This is a genomic window from Mycobacterium sp. Panama NTM2, from assembly GCF_054355555.1.
In genome coordinates this window covers 2,153,343-2,170,735 of record NZ_CM135953.1, presented here as the reverse complement: position 1 = coordinate 2,170,735, position 17,393 = coordinate 2,153,343, and the positions used below count along the sequence as shown (strand labels likewise).

General features: G+C 68.1%; 18 protein-coding genes. 6 read left to right on the top strand and 12 right to left on the bottom strand.

The features are described 5' to 3' along the window. Nucleotides 1-14: 14 nt before the first annotated feature. Both ACXYX3_RS10365 and ACXYX3_RS10360 read right to left on the bottom strand, forming a co-directional pair. A complete protein-coding gene (locus ACXYX3_RS10365; RefSeq protein WP_241207861.1) occupies nt 15-1,010 on the bottom strand; it encodes an ABC transporter substrate-binding protein in 996 nt (331 codons plus the stop codon). A gap of 333 nt (nt 1,011-1,343) precedes the next feature. Further along, the gene (locus ACXYX3_RS10360) at nt 1,344-2,342 is read right to left on the bottom strand and encodes an LLM class flavin-dependent oxidoreductase (RefSeq protein WP_241207860.1); all 999 of its coding nucleotides are present in this window, start codon (nt 2,340-2,342) and stop codon (nt 1,344-1,346) included. 97 nt (nt 2,343-2,439) lie between these two features. On the opposite strand from ACXYX3_RS10360, the gene ACXYX3_RS10355 reads away from it, so the two are divergent. Continuing rightward, the gene (locus ACXYX3_RS10355) at nt 2,440-3,045 is read left to right on the top strand and encodes an SRPBCC family protein (RefSeq protein WP_458611621.1); all 606 of its coding nucleotides are present in this window, start codon (nt 2,440-2,442) and stop codon (nt 3,043-3,045) included. On the opposite strand, the gene ACXYX3_RS10350 is transcribed toward ACXYX3_RS10355, so the two are convergent. The 4 genes from ACXYX3_RS10350 to nhaA form a co-directional block, all read right to left on the bottom strand. Continuing rightward, a complete protein-coding gene (locus tag ACXYX3_RS10350; RefSeq protein WP_458611620.1) occupies nt 3,023-3,490 on the bottom strand; it encodes a RidA family protein in 468 nt (155 codons plus the stop codon). The two genes, ACXYX3_RS10355 and ACXYX3_RS10350, sit on opposite strands and share 23 nt — an antisense overlap. Further along, on the bottom strand, nt 3,487-4,254 hold the full coding sequence (locus ACXYX3_RS10345) for a GntR family transcriptional regulator (protein ID WP_241207857.1): 768 nt from the start codon (nt 4,252-4,254) through the stop codon (nt 3,487-3,489). The genes ACXYX3_RS10350 and ACXYX3_RS10345 overlap by 4 nt, the downstream gene beginning before the upstream one ends. Nucleotides 4,255-4,370: 116 nt before the next feature. Beyond that, on the bottom strand, nt 4,371-6,284 hold the full coding sequence (dxs, locus tag ACXYX3_RS10340; RefSeq protein WP_458611619.1) for a 1-deoxy-D-xylulose-5-phosphate synthase: 1,914 nt from the start codon (nt 6,282-6,284) through the stop codon (nt 4,371-4,373). A gap of 28 nt (nt 6,285-6,312) precedes the next feature. Then, a complete protein-coding gene (gene nhaA / locus ACXYX3_RS10335; protein ID WP_458611618.1) occupies nt 6,313-7,620 on the bottom strand; it encodes a Na+/H+ antiporter NhaA in 1,308 nt (435 codons plus the stop codon). A gap of 231 nt (nt 7,621-7,851) precedes the next feature. Between nhaA and ACXYX3_RS10330 the strand changes: the two genes are divergently transcribed. Together ACXYX3_RS10330 and ACXYX3_RS10325 are read left to right on the top strand one after the other, a co-directional pair. Further along, nucleotides 7,852-8,295: a CBS domain-containing protein gene (locus ACXYX3_RS10330; RefSeq protein ID WP_241207854.1), complete on the top strand. Its 444-nt coding sequence runs from the start codon at nt 7,852-7,854 to the stop codon at nt 8,293-8,295. A 22-nt stretch (nt 8,296-8,317) separates the two neighbouring features. Next, complete coding sequence (locus ACXYX3_RS10325) at nt 8,318-9,607, top strand: ArsB/NhaD family transporter (RefSeq protein WP_241207853.1); 1,290 nt, start codon at nt 8,318-8,320, stop codon at nt 9,605-9,607. Here the strand turns inward: ACXYX3_RS10325 and ACXYX3_RS10320 are convergent. Further along, nucleotides 9,597-10,802: a class I SAM-dependent RNA methyltransferase gene (locus tag ACXYX3_RS10320; protein WP_458611617.1), complete on the bottom strand. Its 1,206-nt coding sequence runs from the start codon at nt 10,800-10,802 to the stop codon at nt 9,597-9,599. The two genes, ACXYX3_RS10325 and ACXYX3_RS10320, sit on opposite strands and share 11 nt — an antisense overlap. Continuing rightward, on the bottom strand, nt 10,799-12,793 hold the full coding sequence (locus ACXYX3_RS10315; protein ID WP_458611616.1) for an APC family permease: 1,995 nt from the start codon (nt 12,791-12,793) through the stop codon (nt 10,799-10,801). Before ACXYX3_RS10315 ends, ACXYX3_RS10320 begins: the two co-directional genes overlap by 4 nt. Before the next feature lie 119 nt (nt 12,794-12,912). Between ACXYX3_RS10315 and ACXYX3_RS10310 the strand changes: the two genes are divergently transcribed. Together ACXYX3_RS10310 and ACXYX3_RS10305 are read left to right on the top strand one after the other, a co-directional pair. Continuing rightward, nucleotides 12,913-13,584, top strand: coding sequence for a potassium channel family protein (locus tag ACXYX3_RS10310; protein ID WP_241207850.1), 672 nt, complete (start codon nt 12,913-12,915; stop codon nt 13,582-13,584). After that, a complete protein-coding gene (locus ACXYX3_RS10305; protein WP_458611615.1) occupies nt 13,581-14,246 on the top strand; it encodes a potassium channel family protein in 666 nt (221 codons plus the stop codon). The genes ACXYX3_RS10310 and ACXYX3_RS10305 overlap by 4 nt, the downstream gene beginning before the upstream one ends. Before the next feature lie 6 nt (nt 14,247-14,252). Here ACXYX3_RS10305 and ACXYX3_RS10300 read toward each other — a convergent pair whose 3' ends face one another. Then, nucleotides 14,253-14,954 carry a DUF3159 domain-containing protein gene (locus ACXYX3_RS10300; RefSeq protein WP_458611614.1) on the bottom strand — a complete coding sequence of 234 codons (702 nt, stop codon included), beginning with the start codon at nt 14,952-14,954 and terminating at the stop codon, nt 14,253-14,255. Further along, on the bottom strand, nt 14,951-15,322 hold the full coding sequence (locus tag ACXYX3_RS10295; protein WP_221359722.1) for an OB-fold nucleic acid binding domain-containing protein: 372 nt from the start codon (nt 15,320-15,322) through the stop codon (nt 14,951-14,953). Before ACXYX3_RS10295 ends, ACXYX3_RS10300 begins: the two co-directional genes overlap by 4 nt. Nucleotides 15,323-15,458: 136 nt before the next feature. On the opposite strand from ACXYX3_RS10295, the gene ACXYX3_RS10290 reads away from it, so the two are divergent. Beyond that, nucleotides 15,459-16,169 carry an alpha/beta hydrolase gene (locus ACXYX3_RS10290; protein WP_458611613.1) on the top strand — a complete coding sequence of 237 codons (711 nt, stop codon included), beginning with the start codon at nt 15,459-15,461 and terminating at the stop codon, nt 16,167-16,169. Here ACXYX3_RS10290 and ACXYX3_RS10285 read toward each other — a convergent pair whose 3' ends face one another. Together ACXYX3_RS10285 and dut are read right to left on the bottom strand one after the other, a co-directional pair. After that, complete coding sequence (locus ACXYX3_RS10285) at nt 16,170-16,913, bottom strand: DUF3710 domain-containing protein (protein ID WP_241207845.1); 744 nt, start codon at nt 16,911-16,913, stop codon at nt 16,170-16,172. It lies immediately after the preceding gene. Nucleotides 16,914-16,915: 2 nt separating this feature from the next. Next, nucleotides 16,916-17,380, bottom strand: a complete 465-nt coding sequence (gene dut / locus ACXYX3_RS10280; RefSeq protein ID WP_458611612.1) for a dUTP diphosphatase — start codon at nt 17,378-17,380, stop codon at nt 16,916-16,918. Between the last annotated feature and the right edge of the window lie 13 nt (nt 17,381-17,393).

The window sequence follows — 17,393 nt, the reverse complement described above, 5'->3', positions numbered from 1 at the left end:
CGGTCGAGGGACGGTCAGAGTTCGGCTCGAGCATCCTCCGGCAGGTACTGCTGGTCGAGCACCGAGGCCCAGTCGACGGGTGCCGTGATCTGCCCGGCCGCGACCATCAGCTCCGAGAGGTTCGTCAGGCCCTCGGGGTCGACCTTCAGCGAGTAGCCCTTCGCGAGGTCGGGGCTGTTCTTGAACGCCGACTTCATGATCTCGGGCGAGACACCCACCAGTGGCGCCAGCTCTCCTGCTGCCTCGTCGGGATTGGCGACCACCCATTCGTTGAGGCGGTTGGCGACCTTGAAGAAGGTCTTGACGTTCTCCGGATTGGCTTGCGCGTACTGCGAGTTCACTGCGACCAGATCGGCGGGTAGGTCACCGAGGACCTCGCGGGAGTTGACCAGGATCTCGGCGTTGTCGGAGGCCTGCTTGTCCGCGATGAACGGCTGCATCGCCCATCCGGCGGTGATCTGATTGGCCTTCGCCGCGGTCCAGTTGTCCCCCATCGCGCCGACGGCCTGCGCCTTCACACCCTGTCCCAGTTTCCGCTCCAAGCCTTTGACCAGCAGCTCGGTCGACGATCCGGCGGAGCTGAAGCCCAGCGTGGCACCTTGGATGCTGCGTCCGGGCGGGCTGATCCACGAGAAATCGTTGACCTGGAACCAGGGCGCGATCACGGTGAGGTTCGAGTTGGGCTGCTGCGCAGCGAGAATCACCGAGGTGTTGCCGGCGATCGCCATGTCCGCGTCGCCGCTGGTGACCACGCGCAGCGTGTTTCCGCCTCCGCCACCGGAATACAGATCGACCTTGAGACCCTCCTCCTCGAACCACTTCTTGTCGATGCCCGCCTGCAGGATGGCCATGAAGGGAAGGCTGTCGACACCGGTCGCAGAGATACTGAGAGTGTCGGTCGCGCTGCCGCCTCCCGAGGGACCCTCGGATTCGTTCGCACATGCGGTGGCGCCGACGAGCAAGGCGGACACGGCGAGGATCGCACCGGTGAGCTTCGAAATCCGTGGCATCAGAAGGGCCTCCGAGAGTCGATGAATATTGGATACACTATACGAAGGCCTGTGCGACCCGGCAACACTTAGCGGGATCTTTTTCTCGTCATGGCGCCCGCGAGTTCCAACCCGGCGGCAATGCCGAACATGGCGGCCGCCACGGTCCATCGCGAGGCGTCAGATCGCGAGTCGTTCCACGACTGCTGGTGCGGCACAGTACTTCTGGTCGGTGATTCGGAGCGCACAGGCGCGGCGAGCACCCCGTCGGCAGGGGTGAGCGCACGCTTCAAAGCCGGCGGAGCTCCGGGCACCGGGCTGCCGGGAGCGGGATCGGAACCGGGACGAGTCACGTCAGGCTCGCGGGGTGCCGACGATCTCGGCGAAGGCTCGGATCGTGCCCTCGCGACTCTCGCCGGACGGGACGAACGGGACGATCGACACCTGGTCCACCCCAAGGGTTTCGATCTCCTTGAGCCGCTGCGCGCATTCATCGGGTGTGCCGGCGAGGGCGAACAGGTCGACGAGTTCATCCGGCACCAGATCGGCGTGCGCGGCGTCGGGATTCATGTGCTCGTAGTAGTTGTAGTTCTCCCGTATCCGCTCGATGGCCTTCTCGAGCGCAGGGTCCACCGCCGCGGGCAATGGACGGATCGCCACCCGGGAGACGTGGGCGCGCACCAAGTCTCGCGCTTGCACGCTGTCGGCGCCGATCGCCGTCGGCGTCCAGAGCACGATGTGCAGATCGTCGAGCGACCGTCCGCTCTGTGCGGCTCCCCGCTCGATGGTGCGCAGGGCCGCCTCGATGAAATGGGGCGCGGTTCCCACCAATACGATGACACCGTCGGCGATGCGGCCGGACATCTCCAGGATCTTCGGAGCGGACGCCGCAATGTAGATCGGGACGTCGATCGGGCCGGGCAGGTAGTTCAAGTGGTACTCCGCGCCGCTGGAGGGTTCGGCGACGTTCTCACCACGGAACAGAGCGCGCAGATCGACTATCGAGCGCTCCAACTCGGCGAGCTTGAGAGGTTTGAGACCCATCGTGCGCAGCGACGAGTCACCGGTGCCGATACCGAGAGCCACACGTCCCCCGGTGAACTCGGCCAGGGTCGCCCACGTCGACGCGAGCAGGGAGGGATGCCGGGTCACGGCATTGGTCACCCCCGTGCCGAACACGATGCGCTCTGTGCCGACCGCCGCAGCGCCCATCACCGTCGACGATTCTCGCCAGATGTTCTGGGAGTCCCCGAACCACACGTTGTCGTAGCCGAGATCCTCACAGAGGCGGACGTAGGAACACATGACTCCCGTCGGTTCGGTCGGGAACAGTCCCACGCCCTTGCTCAACATCTGGGGGCCTCCTCGGCTCGCTTGTTGGATATCGTATCCAATCGTAGGGTGATGTCCGCCGGTTCGACAACCGCTGGCCGCCGAGAAGGGACACGAGATGCAACTCGTTCATGAATTCGAGGTTCAGGCACCGTTGCAGACCGCTTGGTCGGTGCTGACCGACATCCCCACAGTCATCGGCTGCGTTCCGGGCGCCGGCCTCGACCGCGCCGACGGCGACGACTATCACGCCCACGTCGCCGTGAAGGTGGGACCGGTCGGCGTGACGTTGGCGGGTACGGCACGTCTGATGAGTCGCGATGACATCGGCAAAGAGATGCTCGTCGTCGGGAGCGCGCGAGACCGCAAAGGCAATGGTTCCACCGAGGCCGCCGTACGCATCACCGCACGCGAGGAGGCCGACCGCTGCGTGGTCACGGTGACCACCGATGTCGAACTGAGCGGGCGTATCGCCCAATTCGGCACAGGGGTCATCGAGCAGGTGAGCAATCGGATCATCGGGCAGTTCGTCGGCCGTCTCGACGCCGTCATCGCCGGCGACGGGGCCCCGACGGACACCGCACGCGAGACCGCAGAATCCGTGCGGGTCCGTGAGAGTGCCACTGAGTGGGCCGTCGTGGCGCTGACCGCAGCGGCGGGCGTCGCACTCGGCCTGGCACTGGGGCGATGGGCCGATCGTGTCAGCCTGTCGCCGCGACGCTGACGACGAGTTCCAGTTCGACGCACGCTCCGCCGGGGAGCGATGCGACACCGATGGCGGTGCGCGCGTGTGCGCCCCGGTGCTCGCCGAACGCGTCGAGAAGTACGCGCGACGCACCGTCGATGACCGCCGGGTGGGCCTCGAATTCGCTTACGGCTCTGACATACCCGCGCAGATGGACCACTGCGGCCACCGCGTCGAGCCCAACCGCGGCATCGACCGCGCCGAGAAGATTCATCGCGGCCGTTGCGGCCTGGTCGCGGGCCTGTTCGACGGTGACATCAGCGCCGACGATGCCGCGCAGAGCCGGGGCTGCGCCACGGCGGGCGGTCGCACCCGAGATCCACAGCTGGTCGCCCCAGCGGCGACTCGGCGAATACGAACCCTTGGGCGGCGGCGCCGGCGGGACGGACAGGCCCAACTCGCGAAGGCGTTCGGCGACGGTCATGCCGATTCTTCGGACTCCACGGCGAACATCCGGTGGATCGGTTCGATGGCATGCGCTCGGTGTTGGTGATTGAGCGCCACCATGCGATCCACATCGCGATCGGCCATGGCCTCGATCATCGCGAGGTGTTCATGGCACACCGTCGGCATGTCCAGCAGCGGCGAGTACAGCGGCCGGTAGGCGTCGGCCGTGTTCCACAGCTGAGTGACGATGCGCTTGGTGCGTCCCATCCGGCTCTGATGGAACGTCAAGAAGTGGAACTGCCGGTTGTACATCCCGACCGCGATCAGATCGCCCGCGGTCGCAGCGTCATCCATCGCGGCGTTGCACCTGCGCATCTCGTCGACGATCTCGTCGGTGATGCTGGGCACGGCGTCACGAATGAGCGCCTCCTCCAAGATGGCCCGCAACGTGAAGACCTCGAGCAGATCGTCGAGCCCCAGCTTCGCCACGCGGTATCCGCTGTGCGGAACGTAGGTGATGTACTCCTCCGCCTCGAGTGTCTTCAGCGCCTCTCGAATCGGAATGCGCGACATACCGAACTGCTCAGCCAGAGCCTCTTGGACGATCCAGCTGCCGGGGGCGAGCTTGCCGGTGGTGATGTCGTGGCGCAGCGCCTCGGCGACTGCCTGCTGGGCGGTCTTGGGCCGGACGAAGTCGGGACGCTGACGGTCGGCAGCGTCTTTCGGGTCGCCCTTGGGGGCACCCCGTCCCACACCCTTGGAGCGGGTGGGATTGGCAGCAGCGCGCGGCGGCATCGGCATCTCGCTTTCGACGATATTGGATACACTATGCGATCCCCTGCGTCGAGCGTCAACCATGCTGGTGCGCATCGCGTTCTACGGGCAATCCCTCAACGCAACCGCAGCACCGGGGTACGTCAGTCGAGGTGCTGGCTGACTTCCTTCTCGGCCACGCCGGCGCCGAGAGCGGCGACCCAGCCGGTGATCTGCCGCGCGAGGTTGCGTTCGGTCAGTCCGACCTGGGCGAGCACCTCGCCGCGGGAGGCGTGCGCGAAGAACTCCTGCGGCAGCGCGGCATCGCGGCACGGCACGTCGATCTCCGCGCGGCGCAACGCCGTCGAGACCGCCGACCCCACGCCGCCGTGCACCCCGTTGTCCTCGAGCGTGACCACGAGCTTGTGCTGCGCGGCAAGCGTGGCGAGCACCTCGGGCACCGGCAGCACCCACCGGGGATCGACGACGGTGACGCCGATGCCCTGATTGCGCAGCCGCTCGGCCACCGCCAACGCCATCGTCGCGAACGGTCCGACGGCGATCACCAGGACGTCATCGGAAAGGCCGTCGGCGGGAACCGCCAGGATGTCCACCCCGTCGCGCCGTTCGAGTGCCGTGATGTCTTGTCCCACATCGCCTTTCGGGAACCGAATGGCGGTGGGGCCGTCGTTGACGTCGAGGGCCTCGGCCAGCTCTTCCCGCAGCCGGGCGCCGTCGCGGGGCGCCGCCACCCGCATGCCGGGGACGACGCCGAGGATCGACAGGTCCCACATGCCGTTGTGGCTGGCCCCGTCGGGACCGGTGACTCCGGCGCGGTCCAACACGATGGTCACCGGCAGCTTGTGCAGCGCGACGTCCATCATCACCTGGTCGAATGCCCGGTTCAGGAACGTGGAGTACACCGCGACAACAGGATGCATGCCGCCCATCGCCAACCCCGCAGCCGAGGTGATCGCGTGCTGCTCGGCGATGCCGACGTCGAAGAACCGGTCGGGATAGCGCAGCCGGAACGCGCTGAGCCCGGTCGGGCCCGGCATCGCGGCGGTGATCGCGACGACGTCGCGCCGCTTGGCGGCCAGCGAGATCAGCGACTCGGAGAACGCCGACGTCCACCCGGGGCCGGGGATCGTGGTCGCCAAGCCGGTCTCGGGGTCGATCACGCCGCATGCGTGCATCTGGTCGTCTTCGTCGTTCTCCGCGGGCGCATACCCCATGCCCTTGCGGGTGACGACGTGCACGACCACCGGCGCGTTGAACGCACGGGCATGCCGCAGCGCGCTTTCCACGGCGTGTTCGTCGTGACCGTCGATGGGGCCGACGTACTTGAGTCCCAAGTCGGTGAACATGACCTGCGGGGACAGCGCGTCTTTGATGCCGGCCTTGATGCTGTGCATGCACTGGTAGCAGAACTCGCCGATCATCGGCACGCCCCGCACGGCCTTGCGGCCCTCTTCGAGCACGCGCTCGTACCCGGGCTGCAGGCGCAGACGTGCCAGATGCTCGGCGAAGCCACCGATGGTCGGGGCGTAGCTGCGGCCGTTGTCGTTGACGACGATCACGACCGGGCGCTTGGAGGCCGCGATGTTGTTCATCGCCTCCCAGCACATGCCGCCGGTCAGGGCGCCGTCACCGACGACGGCGACGACGTGGCGGTTGCGGTGCCCGCTGAGCTCGAAGGCCTTGGCCAGGCCGTCGGCGTAGGACAGCGCCGAGCTGGCGTGGCTGGACTCGACCCAGTCGTGCACGCTCTCCTCGCGCGACGGATAGCCCGACAGGCCGTCCTTCTTGCGCAGCGTCTCGAAGTCCTGGCTGCGGCCCGTGAGCATCTTGTGCACGTAGGCCTGATGCCCGGTGTCGAACAGGATCGGGTCGTGCGGCGAGTCGAAGACGCGATGCAGCGCCAATGTCAGCTCGACGACACCGAGGTTAGGTCCCAGGTGACCGCCGGTTGCCGCGACCTTGTGGATCAGGAAGTGGCGGATTTCCCCGGCCAACGCATCCACCTGTGCCTGCGACAGGTGCTGCAGATCAGCGGGACCGCGGATCTGTTCAAGCATTCGGCCAGTCTACGCACCGGTAACCGGATCAGTCGTCTCGAGAGGGCTGCGTCTCGTAGATGTCGGGAACGCCGTCGGCGTCGCGGTCGACCGTCTCCGCGAGATGAATCCGCCGGTAGGCGGCGTTGCGGCTGAGCAGGACCACTGCGGCGAACACGCCGGCGACGACCGAGCCGCACAGCACCCCGATCTTCACGTCGGCACTGGTCATCGATCCGTAATCGAACGCCAGCTCACCGATGAGCAGCGAGACGGTGAAGCCGATACCGGCCAGCAGTGACACACCGAGCACGTCGCGCCACTCGAGGTCGTCGTCCAGACTCGCGTGGGTGAACCTGGCCAGCAAATAGGCCGTCAGCCACACGCCGAGGGGCTTGCCGATCACCAGACCGGCCATCACGCCGAGAGTCACCGGATGCAGCAGCGAATCGCCCAGTCCCGACCAGCCGCCGACGGTGACTCCTGCGGCGAAGAACGCGAACACCGGCACGGCCACACCGGCCGAGACCGGGCGCAGGACGTGTTCGAAGTGGTCGGCCGACGCGTGCCGGCCCAGCACGGGTACAGCGAACCCGAGCACGACCCCGGCGACCGTGGCGTGCACGCCGCTGGCGTGCACCAGCGCCCACGTGAGCACCGCAAGCGGCACCAAGAGCCACCAGTGCCGCCATCCGCGCTGCACTGCCAGCACGAACAGACCTGCCGGGAGCACCGCCAGACCAAGGGGCCCCAGGGCGAGATGGTCGGTGTAGAACACCGCGATCACGGTGATGGCCAGAAGATCGTCGACGACGGCGAGGGTCAGGAGGAACGTACGCAGCGCCGTCGGCAAGTGGGTCGACAGAACTGCGAGCACGGCGAGGGCGAAGGCGATGTCGGTCGCGATCGGAACCGCCCAGCCGCCGAGATTCTCGGGGCGACCGGCTGCGAGATTGACCGCGACGAAGATGCCCGCCGGTACGAGCATCCCCCCGATGGCCGCGGCGATGGGCAGAGCGGCGCGGGCCGGGTCACGGAGGTCACCGGCGACGAACTCACGCTTGAGCTCGACCCCGACCACGAAGAAGAAGATCGCGAGCAATCCATCGGCGGCCCAGCTGGCCACACTGAGCTGAAGATGCAGTGACTCCGGGCCGATCAGGTGTTCCGACAGCGCGTGATACGACGCGGACCACGGTGAATTCGCCCAGCCGAGCGCCAGTCCCGCGGCGAACAGCAGCAAGACACCGCCGACGGTCTCCCGACGCAGGATCTCGGCGAATCGTTGCGCCTCGACCCATGACCCTCGACTGAGCAGCCTCCGCTTGGCGGGCGCCGTGGCGCCGGGTTCGGTCACGACGCGGGCCCCGGCCCGAAACGGCGCGCAACACCGTTGCGCGACAACGGTTTCGACAGAGGAGGAAACACAATTGGCAGAAATGCGATGGCAGACAAGGGGAAACCTTTCACGGGTCGTCGAACACACTTGCCGACCCGTCTTCCCGGCGCACCTGCGCCCAATCTATACCGGTCCGCACCGGCACACCAGCCGAGACGGGGCCGCCCCCCTCGTCGTATCGTTTCCGACATGCACGCCGAGGACATCGCCGAGGAATTCCCGGTCGTGAGCATGGACTCCAATGCCCTCGACGCGGCCCGCATGCTCGCCGAGCACCGATTGCCCGGCATCGTCGTCACCGATCGTCCGGGGAAGCGCTTCGCCGTGCTGCCCGCCTCCCAGGTGGTGCGGTTCATCATCCCGCGGTACGTGCAGGACGATCCGTCGCTGGCCGGGGTACTGGACGAGACGATGGCCGACAGCGCCGCCGACAAGCTCGCCAGCAAGACGGTGCGGGAGGTGTTGCCGGACCACCTGCTCGACGTCCCGGCGGCACGCGCCGATGACACCATCATCGAGGTGGCCGCCAAGATGGCGCGGTGCAGGAGCCCGCTGGTGGCGGTGATGAAGGACGGCGAGCTCACCGGTGTCATCACCGCGTCACGCCTGTTGGAAGCGGCCCTGAAACATTGACCTCCCGACACAAGGCGTCGCGATGACCGTCGTGGCGATCGCGGTCTTCGTCGTCGCCTACGCACTGATCGCCAGCGACCGCATCAACAAGACGCTGGCCGCACTCGGGGGCGCGGCGATCGTCCTCGCCGTCGGCCTGCTCGGCTCCGAGGACGCGTTCTTCTCGCGGGAGACCGGAATCGACTGGGATGTCATCTTCCTGCTGTTCGGGATGATGATCATCGTCAGCGTGCTGCGGCAGACCGGCGTCTTCGAGTATGTCGCGATCTGGGCCGTCAAACGCGCAGGCGGGTCTCCCCTGCGCATCATGATCCTGCTCGTCCTGGTCACCGCCGCGGCGTCGGCGCTGCTCGACAACGTCACCACCGTTCTCCTGATCGCCCCGGTGACGCTGCTGGTGTGTGACCGGCTCGCCATCAACCCGGTGCCTTTCCTGATGGCCGAGGTCTTCGCCTCCAACATCGGCGGCGCCGCCACGCTGGTCGGCGATCCGCCCAACATCATCATCGCGAGCCGCTCGGGGCTCACGTTCAACGACTTCCTCGTGGGCATGCTGCCCATCGTCGTGGTGATCCTCGGGCTGTTCATCGCCATGCTCCCCTGGTTGTTCCGCGGCTCCTTCGAGGTGCGATCCGAGCGGGTCGCCGATGTGATGTCACTTCAGGAACGCGAAGCGATCCAGGATCCGCGGCTGCTGGTCAAGGCCGGGGTGGTGCTCGTCCTCGTCTTCACGGCGTTCATCGCGCACCCCGTGTTGCACATCGAGCCGTCGATCGTCGCGCTGCTGGGCGCCGGCATTCTGATCGTCATCTCGCGGTTGGACAGGTCCGACTACCTGCACAGCGTGGAGTGGGAGACCCTGCTGTTCTTCGCGGGCCTCTTCGTGATGGTGGGGGCGCTGGTCAAAACCGGTGTCGTCGCCGAGCTCGCCGAGTCTGCCGTCGAGGCGACAGGCGGTGACCCGCTGACAGCGGTCATGCTTGTGCTCGGGGTGTCAGCACCGGTGTCGGGCATCATCGACAACATTCCGTACGTGGCGACCATGACGCCGATCGTCAGCGAACTGGCCGCCGAACTGTCCGACCCCACCCACTCCGAGGCACTGTGGTGGGCGCTGGCCCTCGGCGCCGACCTCGGCGGCAACATGACGGCGGTCGGAGCGAGCGCCAACGTCGTGATGCTGGGCATCGCGCGGCGCGCCGACCGCCCGATCTCGTTCTGGGAGTTCACCCGCAAGGGCATCGCGGTGACGGTGATGTCGGTCGCCGTGTCCGCCGTCTACCTCTGGGTGCGCTACTTCGTCATCGGGTGAGCACCGCCACGCATTCCACGTGGTGGGTCAACGGGAACGAATCGAACACCCGAAGATCCTCGACCTGATATCCGTTCTCGCGGTACAAGCCGATGTCGCGCGCGAAAGACGCTGCCTCGCAACCGATGTGCACGACCCGTGGCACCTCGGCGGCCGACAGAGCGGCGATCACGTCGCGGCCCGCCCCGGTGCGCGGCGGGTCGAGCACAGCGACGTCGGCGCGGGTCGTCTGCGCGGCCAGCGCGCGGCGCACCGAATCGGTGACGACGTCGACTGAGCTGAGGTCTTTCAGAGCAGCCCGGGCAGCGCGGGCGGCCCCGCGCGAGGTGTCGACGGTGAGCACCCGTCCGGTGTCTCCCATGGCGGCCGCCAACGCCGCGGCGAACACACCCGCTCCCCCGTAGAGATCCCACGCGGTCATACCCGGCGAGAGCTGCGCCCACTGCGACACCAGGGAGCTGTAGAGCGCGGGGGCGTCCCGATGCGCCTGCCAGAACGCCGTCACCGGCACCCGCCACGTGCGCCCGGAGACCCGCTGCACGCCCTCGTAGTCACCTTCACGCACCTCGGTCTTCCGGCCCCTGGCCGACACCACGACGTGGCGGCGCCCGTCGTCGTCGACGGCCACGTGAACCGCGGCGTCCGGCGGCCACCGCTGCTCCGCCACGCCGGACAGCAGACCCTCGGGCACCTGGGCACAGTCGAGTCGGTGCACCAGATCGGCGCTGTGGTAGCGGTGGAAGCCGGCGCGTCCGTCGGTCGACACGTCGAGACGCACCCGCGTGCGCCAACCGGTGTGGCCGGCCTCACCGACCGCTTCCGCCGTTGCCTCGTCCTCGGCCCGCCAATGGTGATTGCCCAGCCGCGCAAGCTGATTGGCGACCACGGCACCCTTGACCCGACGCGCCGCCGCGGGCTCGGCGAACGCCAGATCACAGCATCCCGATCCGCCCACACCGGCGATCGGGCACCAGGACTCCACGCGATCCGGCGACGGCTCGATCACTTCGACCGCTTCGGCGTTCCAGTACTTCTCCCGCGTCGAACCGGCACCGACGACGCGGGCCCGTACGGTCTCCCCGGGCAGGGCGTAGCGCACGAACACCACGCGGCCGTCGTGCCGGGCGACGACGCTGCCGCCGTTGGCCGGGCGGCCCGTGGTCAGGACCAGTTCCTCCGGCACCGCACCGGTCAATCGAGGAACCCCTTGCGCGCGTCGCCCGGCGCCGACTGCGGCGCCAATTTCTTCAGCCGCTCCGAGGACGACAGCTGCCACGGCACCGACGTCACCATGACATTGGGCTCGAACAGCAGTCTGCCCTTGAGCCGCAAAGCACTCTGGTTGTGCAGCACCTGCTCCCACCAGTGCCCGACCACGTACTCGGGGATGAACACCGTCACCACCGTGCGGGGCGATTCGCGGCTGACCCGCTTGACGTACTCGAGCACGGGGCGGGTGATCTCGCGATACGGCGAGGCGATGACCTTGAGCGGCACGCTGATGTCGCTGGACTCCCACTTGTGCACCAGCTCGCGGGTCTCCGCGTCGTCGACGCTGACCGTGATCGCCTCCAGAACGTCGGGGCGGGTGGCGCGGGCATAGGCCAGCGCGCGCAGGGTGGGCAGATGCACGTTGGACACCAGCACGAAGGCGTGGTTGCGGCTGGGCAGCACGATGTCTTCCATCTCGGCCGCGCGAGCCTCGAGTTCGCGGCTCACCGACGCGTAGTGGCGGTGGATGAGCTTCATGATGAAGAACAGCGCACCCATCGCGAGGATCGCGATCCACGCACCCACCAGGAACTTGGTGAGCACGACGATGATCAGCACCGTTCCGGTGCACAGGAAACCGATGGTGTTGATGACCCGCGACCGCATCATCCGCGCCCGCGCCGCATTGTCGGTCTCGGTACGCAGCAGCCGGGTCCAGTGCCGCACCATGCCGATCTGGCTCAGGGTGAACGACACGAACACCCCGACGATGTAGAGCTGGATCAGCGCGGTCACCTGTGCCTGGAACGCGACGATGAACGCGATGGCGCCGAAGGCCAGGAACAGGATGCCGTTGGAGAACGCCAGCCGGTCACCGCGGGTGTGCAGCTGCCGGGGCAGGAAGCGGTCCTGCGCCAAGATGGAGCCCAGCACCGGGAAGCCGTTGAACGCGGTGTTCGCGGCGAGCACCAGGATGAGCGCGGTCACCCCCGCGATGAGGTAGAGCCCGACCGGGAAATCGTGGAACACCGCCGCGGCCAGTTGGGCGATCAGCGTCTTCTGCTGGTAGTCCGGCGGAGCTCCGCCCAGTTGCTCCAGCGGTCTCTCGGCGATCTGCGCGCCCGTGGCGCGCGCCAGCATGATCATGCCCATGAACAGCGTGATGGCGATGCCGCCGAGCAGCAGAAGCGTCGTCGCCGCATTGCGGGACTTCGGTTTCCGGAAGGCCGGCACGCCGTTGCTGATCGCCTCGACACCGGTCAGCGCCGCGCTGCCGGACGAGAACGCACGGGCGATCAGGAACACCAGCGCGAACCCCAGGACGTCGCCGTGCTCGGAATGCATCTCGAAACCCGCCGACTCGGCGCGCAGCTCGTGACCCAGCACGTAGATCTGAAAGAAGCCCCAGCCCAGCATCACGAACATGCCCACCATGAACGCGTAGGTGGGTATCGCGAACGCGGTGCCCGACTCGCGGATACCGCGCAGGTTCAGAGACGCCAGCACCAGGATCGCGGCGACCGCGAACCACACCTTGTGGTGATCGACGAACGGTATCGCCGACCCGATGTTCGACATCGCCGACGACATCGACACGGCCACGGTCAGCACGTAGTCGACCAGCAGCGCGCTGGCTACGGTCAGCCCCGCCGTCGGGCCGAGGTTGGTGGTCACCACCTCGTAGTCGCCGCCGCCGGACGGGTATGCGTGCACGTTCTGGCGATAACTCGCGATCACGATCAGCATGACCGCGGCGACCACCAGCCCGATCCAGGGCGCCATCGAATACGCCGACAGGCCGGCGACCGACAGCACCAGGAAGATCTCTTCCGGGGCGTAGGCCACCGAGGACAGCGCGTCAGAGGCGAAGACCGGGAGCGCGATCCGTTTCGGCAGCAGGGTATGCGCGAGCTTGTCGCTGCGGAACGGCCGGCCCAGTACCAGCCGTCGGGCGGCCGTCGAAAGCTTGGACACGAGTCCCAAGACTAAAGCCCGTCGGTCGTGGGGCGTCCCAAAGCGGTAGCGTTCCTCAGTGCCCGGGTGGTGACAGCTCTGCCAGACGCCACGTTCGGCCCCGCCGGAAAGGACTCGCAGTGCGTGTAGTGGTGATGGGATGCGGCCGCGTCGGCGCGTCGCTGGCCGACAGTCTGGCCAGGATCGGTCACGACGTCTCCGTCATCGACCGTGATGGCACGGCCTTTCACCGCCTGTCCCCCTCGTTCCCCGGCCAACGCGTGCTCGGCATGGGTTTCGACCGCGACGTGCTGATCCGGGCGGGCATCGAGAACGCGGCGGCGTTCGCAGCGGTGTCCTCGGGTGACAATTCCAACATCATCTCCGCGCGTGTCGCCCGCGAGACGTTCGGCGTTCAGCGGGTGGTGGCGCGCATCTACGACGCCAAGCGCGCCGCGGTCTACGAGCGCCTGGGGATTCCGACGGTCGCGACGGTGCCGTGGACCACCGACCGCCTGCTCAACGTGCTGACCCGCGAGACCGAGACCACGAAATGGCGCGATCCCAGCGGCAACGTCGGCGTCACCGAACTGGCGCTGCACGAGGGCTGGGCGGGGCGTCGTCTCACGGACCTGGAAGCAGCGACGTCGGGCCGAGCCGCGTTCATCATCCGCTTCGGCGCGGGCTTGCTGCCCGATCCCAAGACCGTGATCCAGGCGGGCGACCAGGTGTACCTCGCCGCGATCTCGGGTCACGTCGCCGAAGCGTTGGCGATCGCGGCGCTGCCGCCGAGCGAGGAAGCGGACCAATGAAAGTAGCGATTGCCGGAGCGGGTGCGGTCGGGCGGTCGATCGCCCGGGAGTTGGTGGCAGCTCACGACGTCACGCTGCTCGAGCGCGATTCCGACCACATCGACGTGGAGGCCATTCCGGCGGCGCACTGGCGCCTCGGCGACGCGTGCGAGCTGAGCCTGCTGGAGTCGGTGAAGCTCGAGGAGTTCGACGTCGTGATCGCGGCGACGGGCGACGACAAGGCCAACGTGGTGTTGAGCCTGTTGTCGAAGACCGAGTTCGCGGTGCCCCGGGTGGTCGCCCGGGTCAACGATCCGCGCAACGAGTGGCTGTTCGACGAGTCCTGGGGTGTCGACGTGGCGGTATCCACGCCGCGCATGCTGGCCTCGCTGGTGGAGGAGGCCGTCTCGGTCGGTGATCTGGTGCGGCTGATGGAGTTCCGCAAGGGCCAGGCCAATCTGGTGGAGATCACGCTGCCCGACGACACGCCGTGGGGCGGCAAGCCGGTCAAGCGCCTCGAGTTGCCGCGCGACGCCACGCTGGTGACGATCCTGCGCGGGCCGCGGGTGATCGTGCCCGAACGCGACGAGCCCCTCGAAGGCGGCGACGAGCTGCTGTTCGTGGCTGTGGCCGAGGTCGAGGACCAACTGCGCGAGCTGCTGCTGCGCCCTGCGCAGCGCTGAGCGCGATCAGCGCGGCTCGGCCACCGTGTCGTCGCTGTCGTCGCTGTCGGCACCGGCCTTCGCCCGCACTTCCCGTCGGGCTGCGCGGATGGCGCCGTAGGTGATCAGCGCGGCCACTGCGGTAAGCGGCCAGCCCATCGCGATGCGAGCCACGCCCAGCCAGCCGGTCTGGTCCTCTTCGTAGAGGTGCTGCTGCACCAGGAACCGCGAGGCGAACACCGCGACCCAGACGAGCGTGGCGATGTCGAAGGCGTACACGGCGCGCCGCACGTCACGCCAGCCGCGATCCTGGGCCTGCACCCAGCCCCAGATGTACCCGACGACGGGCCGGCGGATCAGCACGGACACCGCGAACACCACCGCCCAGAGCAGCGATGTCCAGATGCCCAGCAGAAAATAACCCTTGGAGGCGCCGACGATGTAGGCGATCAACGCGCTGATGCCGACGCCGAAGAAGCCGGAGATCGCCGGCTGTACGGATTCGCGGCGGAGCAACCGCCAGATCAGGATCAGTGTCGCGACGCCGAGCGCCGCCCCGATCGCGGGCAGCAGGCCGAACGCGGTGGACACCGGAACGAAGACCAGGACCGGCAGCGAGGAGTAGATCAGGCCGCTGATGCCGCCCATCTGTTCCAGCACGGCAGCGCCGCGTGCCGGTGTGGTCGCTGGTGTGGCCTCGCTGCCCGGTTCGTCGCCGGGTGCGCTCACTTCTGGATCTCGTAGAGGGGGTTGTAGATCGCCTTGGCGCCGTTGTCGAGCTTGCCGACGCGCCCGTGCACCTTCAGGGTGCGGCCCTGCTCGATACCGGGGATGCGGCGCTGACCCAGCCAGACGAGCACCACCGAATCGGTTCCGTCGAACAGTTCGGCCTTCACCCCGCCCGCGCATCCCTTGCCGTTGCACTCGACGCTGCGCAGCGTCCCGATCATGGTCACCTCTTGACCGCGCTGGCAGTCGATCGCCTTCTGCGCCCCGGTGCTCTCCACGTCGTCGCTGAGTTCCTCGACGTCGAGCTGCTCGGGGTCTTCGGTCAACCGACGAGTGAGCCGTCGCAGGTAACCCTCGGCCGTGGCCATGGCTTCTCCTGACCTCATAACACGTCTTGCTGTGCGTACTCCAACCGAACGCCACGGTAGACCTGTTGGTTCCCAGATGCGAACGCCGCGGCGGGTCGTGCGGAAAGCTGGTTCCACGACCAGGCACGATCGAAACATGACGGTCGATCTGCGCGGTGTCACGACCGTGCTGCTACCCGGCACCGGCTCCGACGACGACTTCGTCGACCGGGCGTTTTCCCCGGCATTACACCAGGTCGGGGCGGTGGTGGTGACCCCGGCCCCGCAGCCGCACCGGCTCATCGACGGATATCTCCACGCCCTCGACGACGCCGCCCGCGCGGCGGGTGGGCCGATCGCGGTGGGCGGGGTGTCGATCGGCGCCGCCGTCGCAGCGGCGTGGGCACTGTCACATCCGCAGAGCGTGCTCGCAGTGTTGGCCGCACTGCCGGCGTGGACGGGTGAGCCGGACACGGCGCCCGCCGCCCAGGCGGCCCGGTCGTCGGCCGCGCTGCTGCGCCGCGACGGCCTCGCCGCGACGACCATGACGATGCAGCAGTCGAGCCCGGCGTGGCTGGCGCAGGAGCTGACCCGGTCGTGGGCCGGCCAGTGGCCGGCCCTGCCGGACGCGATGGACATCGCCTCCCGCTACGTCGCGCCAACCGTCGGCGAGTTCGAGGGGCTCGCCGCGCCGATGGGGGTGGTGTCGGCCACCGACGACGCGGTCCATCCGCTCGAGGTGGGACTTGAATGGGTCGCGGCCGCGCCACGGGCAGCACTGCGCACGGTGACGTTGGCCGACATCGGCGCCGACCCGTCGGTGCTGGGTACGGCGTCTGTGGCTGCGTTGGCGGCGGCGCAGCGCTAGTCAGCCGCCGGTGATGGTGCGCAGTTGTTGCATCGCCGATCCCTGGGCGGCACGCCGCGCCGCTGGGTCGGCGGGCGGCTGCGGCGGCTCGGGCTGCTGTTCCTGAGGTGGCGCCGGCGCCTGCTGCTGCTGCGCGGCAGCTGCCTGCTCGGTGGCGGCGCGCAGCTGCTCGGCCATCTGCTCGGGCAAGGCCACCGGCAGCGGCGTCCGCACCGGCAACGGCGTGTCACCGCGGCGGACCACCGTGTCGGCGAGCGCCTCGCGCGCCTGCTCGGCCAACGCGCGGATGCTCTCCTCCGGACCGTTGACCACGCAGCGGATCATCCAGCGGTAGCCGTCGACGCCGATGAAGCGGACGACGGCGGGACCGCCCGAGCCGACCACTTCGCGGCCCCACGGGCCGTCCTCGATGCTCACCTTGGGCACGTCCTTGCGCAGCGACTCGGCCAGCTCGGAGGCCACTTCGCGCCACAGGCCGGTCGATTTCGGCGCGGCGTAGGCAGCGATGGTGAAGCGGCCGTGCGGCGTCACCACCCAGACCGCGCTGGGCACCCCGGCCTCGTTGATCTCGACCTGCACCTGACCCGCCTCGGGCATCGGGACCAGCACCGAGCCAAGGTCCAGCCGTGCGATGGTCGCCTGCTCCGGGTCGTCGAAATCGTCGATGTCGAACGGGCCTTCGAGTTCCTCGTCGGCTTCCACTGCTACCACCTCAGGGTCTGTCGGTTCGTCTCTGGAGGCCATCGTCACAGACTGGCATGCCCGCCGGAAGATCCGTGCCCACCCGAGCCGCGGGTCGTGTCGGCCAGCCCCGCTTCGTCGAAGGAGGTGACTTCCACCAGCTCCGGCAACTCCACCCGCTGGACCAGCAGCTGGGCGATGCGATCACCCCGGTGCACGACGACAGGCGTCTGCGGGTCCAGGTTGATCAACGACACCTTGATCTCACCGCGATACCCGGCGTCGATCGTTCCCGGGCTGTTGACGATCGAAAGGCCAACGCGCGCAGCCAGTCCCGATCGCGGGTGGATCAAGCCGACCATGCCGTGCGGAATCGCGACGGCGATGCCGGTGCCGACCAGCGCTCGCTGACCGGGCCCCAGTTCGACGTCGGCCGCACTGAACAGGTCCACCCCAGCGTCTCCGTCATGGGCCCGTGCGGGCATCGGGAGTTCCGGATCGAGGCGAACGACCGGCAGGGAGGTGGGCACGGCGTCAGAGATT

Coding starts and splice junctions, on each gene's coding strand:
- ACXYX3_RS10365 (WP_241207861.1), bottom strand. CDS start 1,010: ATGCCACGGATTTCGAAGCTCACCGGTGCGATCCTCGCCGTGTCCGCC.
- ACXYX3_RS10360 (WP_241207860.1), bottom strand. CDS start 2,342: ATGTTGAGCAAGGGCGTGGGACTGTTCCCGACCGAACCGACGGGAGTC.
- ACXYX3_RS10355 (WP_458611621.1), top strand. CDS start 2,440: ATGCAACTCGTTCATGAATTCGAGGTTCAGGCACCGTTGCAGACCGCT.
- ACXYX3_RS10350 (WP_458611620.1), bottom strand. CDS start 3,490: ATGACCGTCGCCGAACGCCTTCGCGAGTTGGGCCTGTCCGTCCCGCCG.
- ACXYX3_RS10345 (WP_241207857.1), bottom strand. CDS start 4,254: ATGCCGATGCCGCCGCGCGCTGCTGCCAATCCCACCCGCTCCAAGGGT.
- dxs (WP_458611619.1), bottom strand. CDS start 6,284: ATGCTTGAACAGATCCGCGGTCCCGCTGATCTGCAGCACCTGTCGCAG.
- ACXYX3_RS10330 (WP_241207854.1), top strand. CDS start 7,852: ATGCACGCCGAGGACATCGCCGAGGAATTCCCGGTCGTGAGCATGGAC.
- ACXYX3_RS10325 (WP_241207853.1), top strand. CDS start 8,318: ATGACCGTCGTGGCGATCGCGGTCTTCGTCGTCGCCTACGCACTGATC.
- ACXYX3_RS10305 (WP_458611615.1), top strand. CDS start 13,581: ATGAAAGTAGCGATTGCCGGAGCGGGTGCGGTCGGGCGGTCGATCGCC.
- ACXYX3_RS10295 (WP_221359722.1), bottom strand. CDS start 15,322: ATGGCCACGGCCGAGGGTTACCTGCGACGGCTCACTCGTCGGTTGACC.
- ACXYX3_RS10290 (WP_458611613.1), top strand. CDS start 15,459: ATGACGGTCGATCTGCGCGGTGTCACGACCGTGCTGCTACCCGGCACC.
- ACXYX3_RS10285 (WP_241207845.1), bottom strand. CDS start 16,913: ATGGCCTCCAGAGACGAACCGACAGACCCTGAGGTGGTAGCAGTGGAA.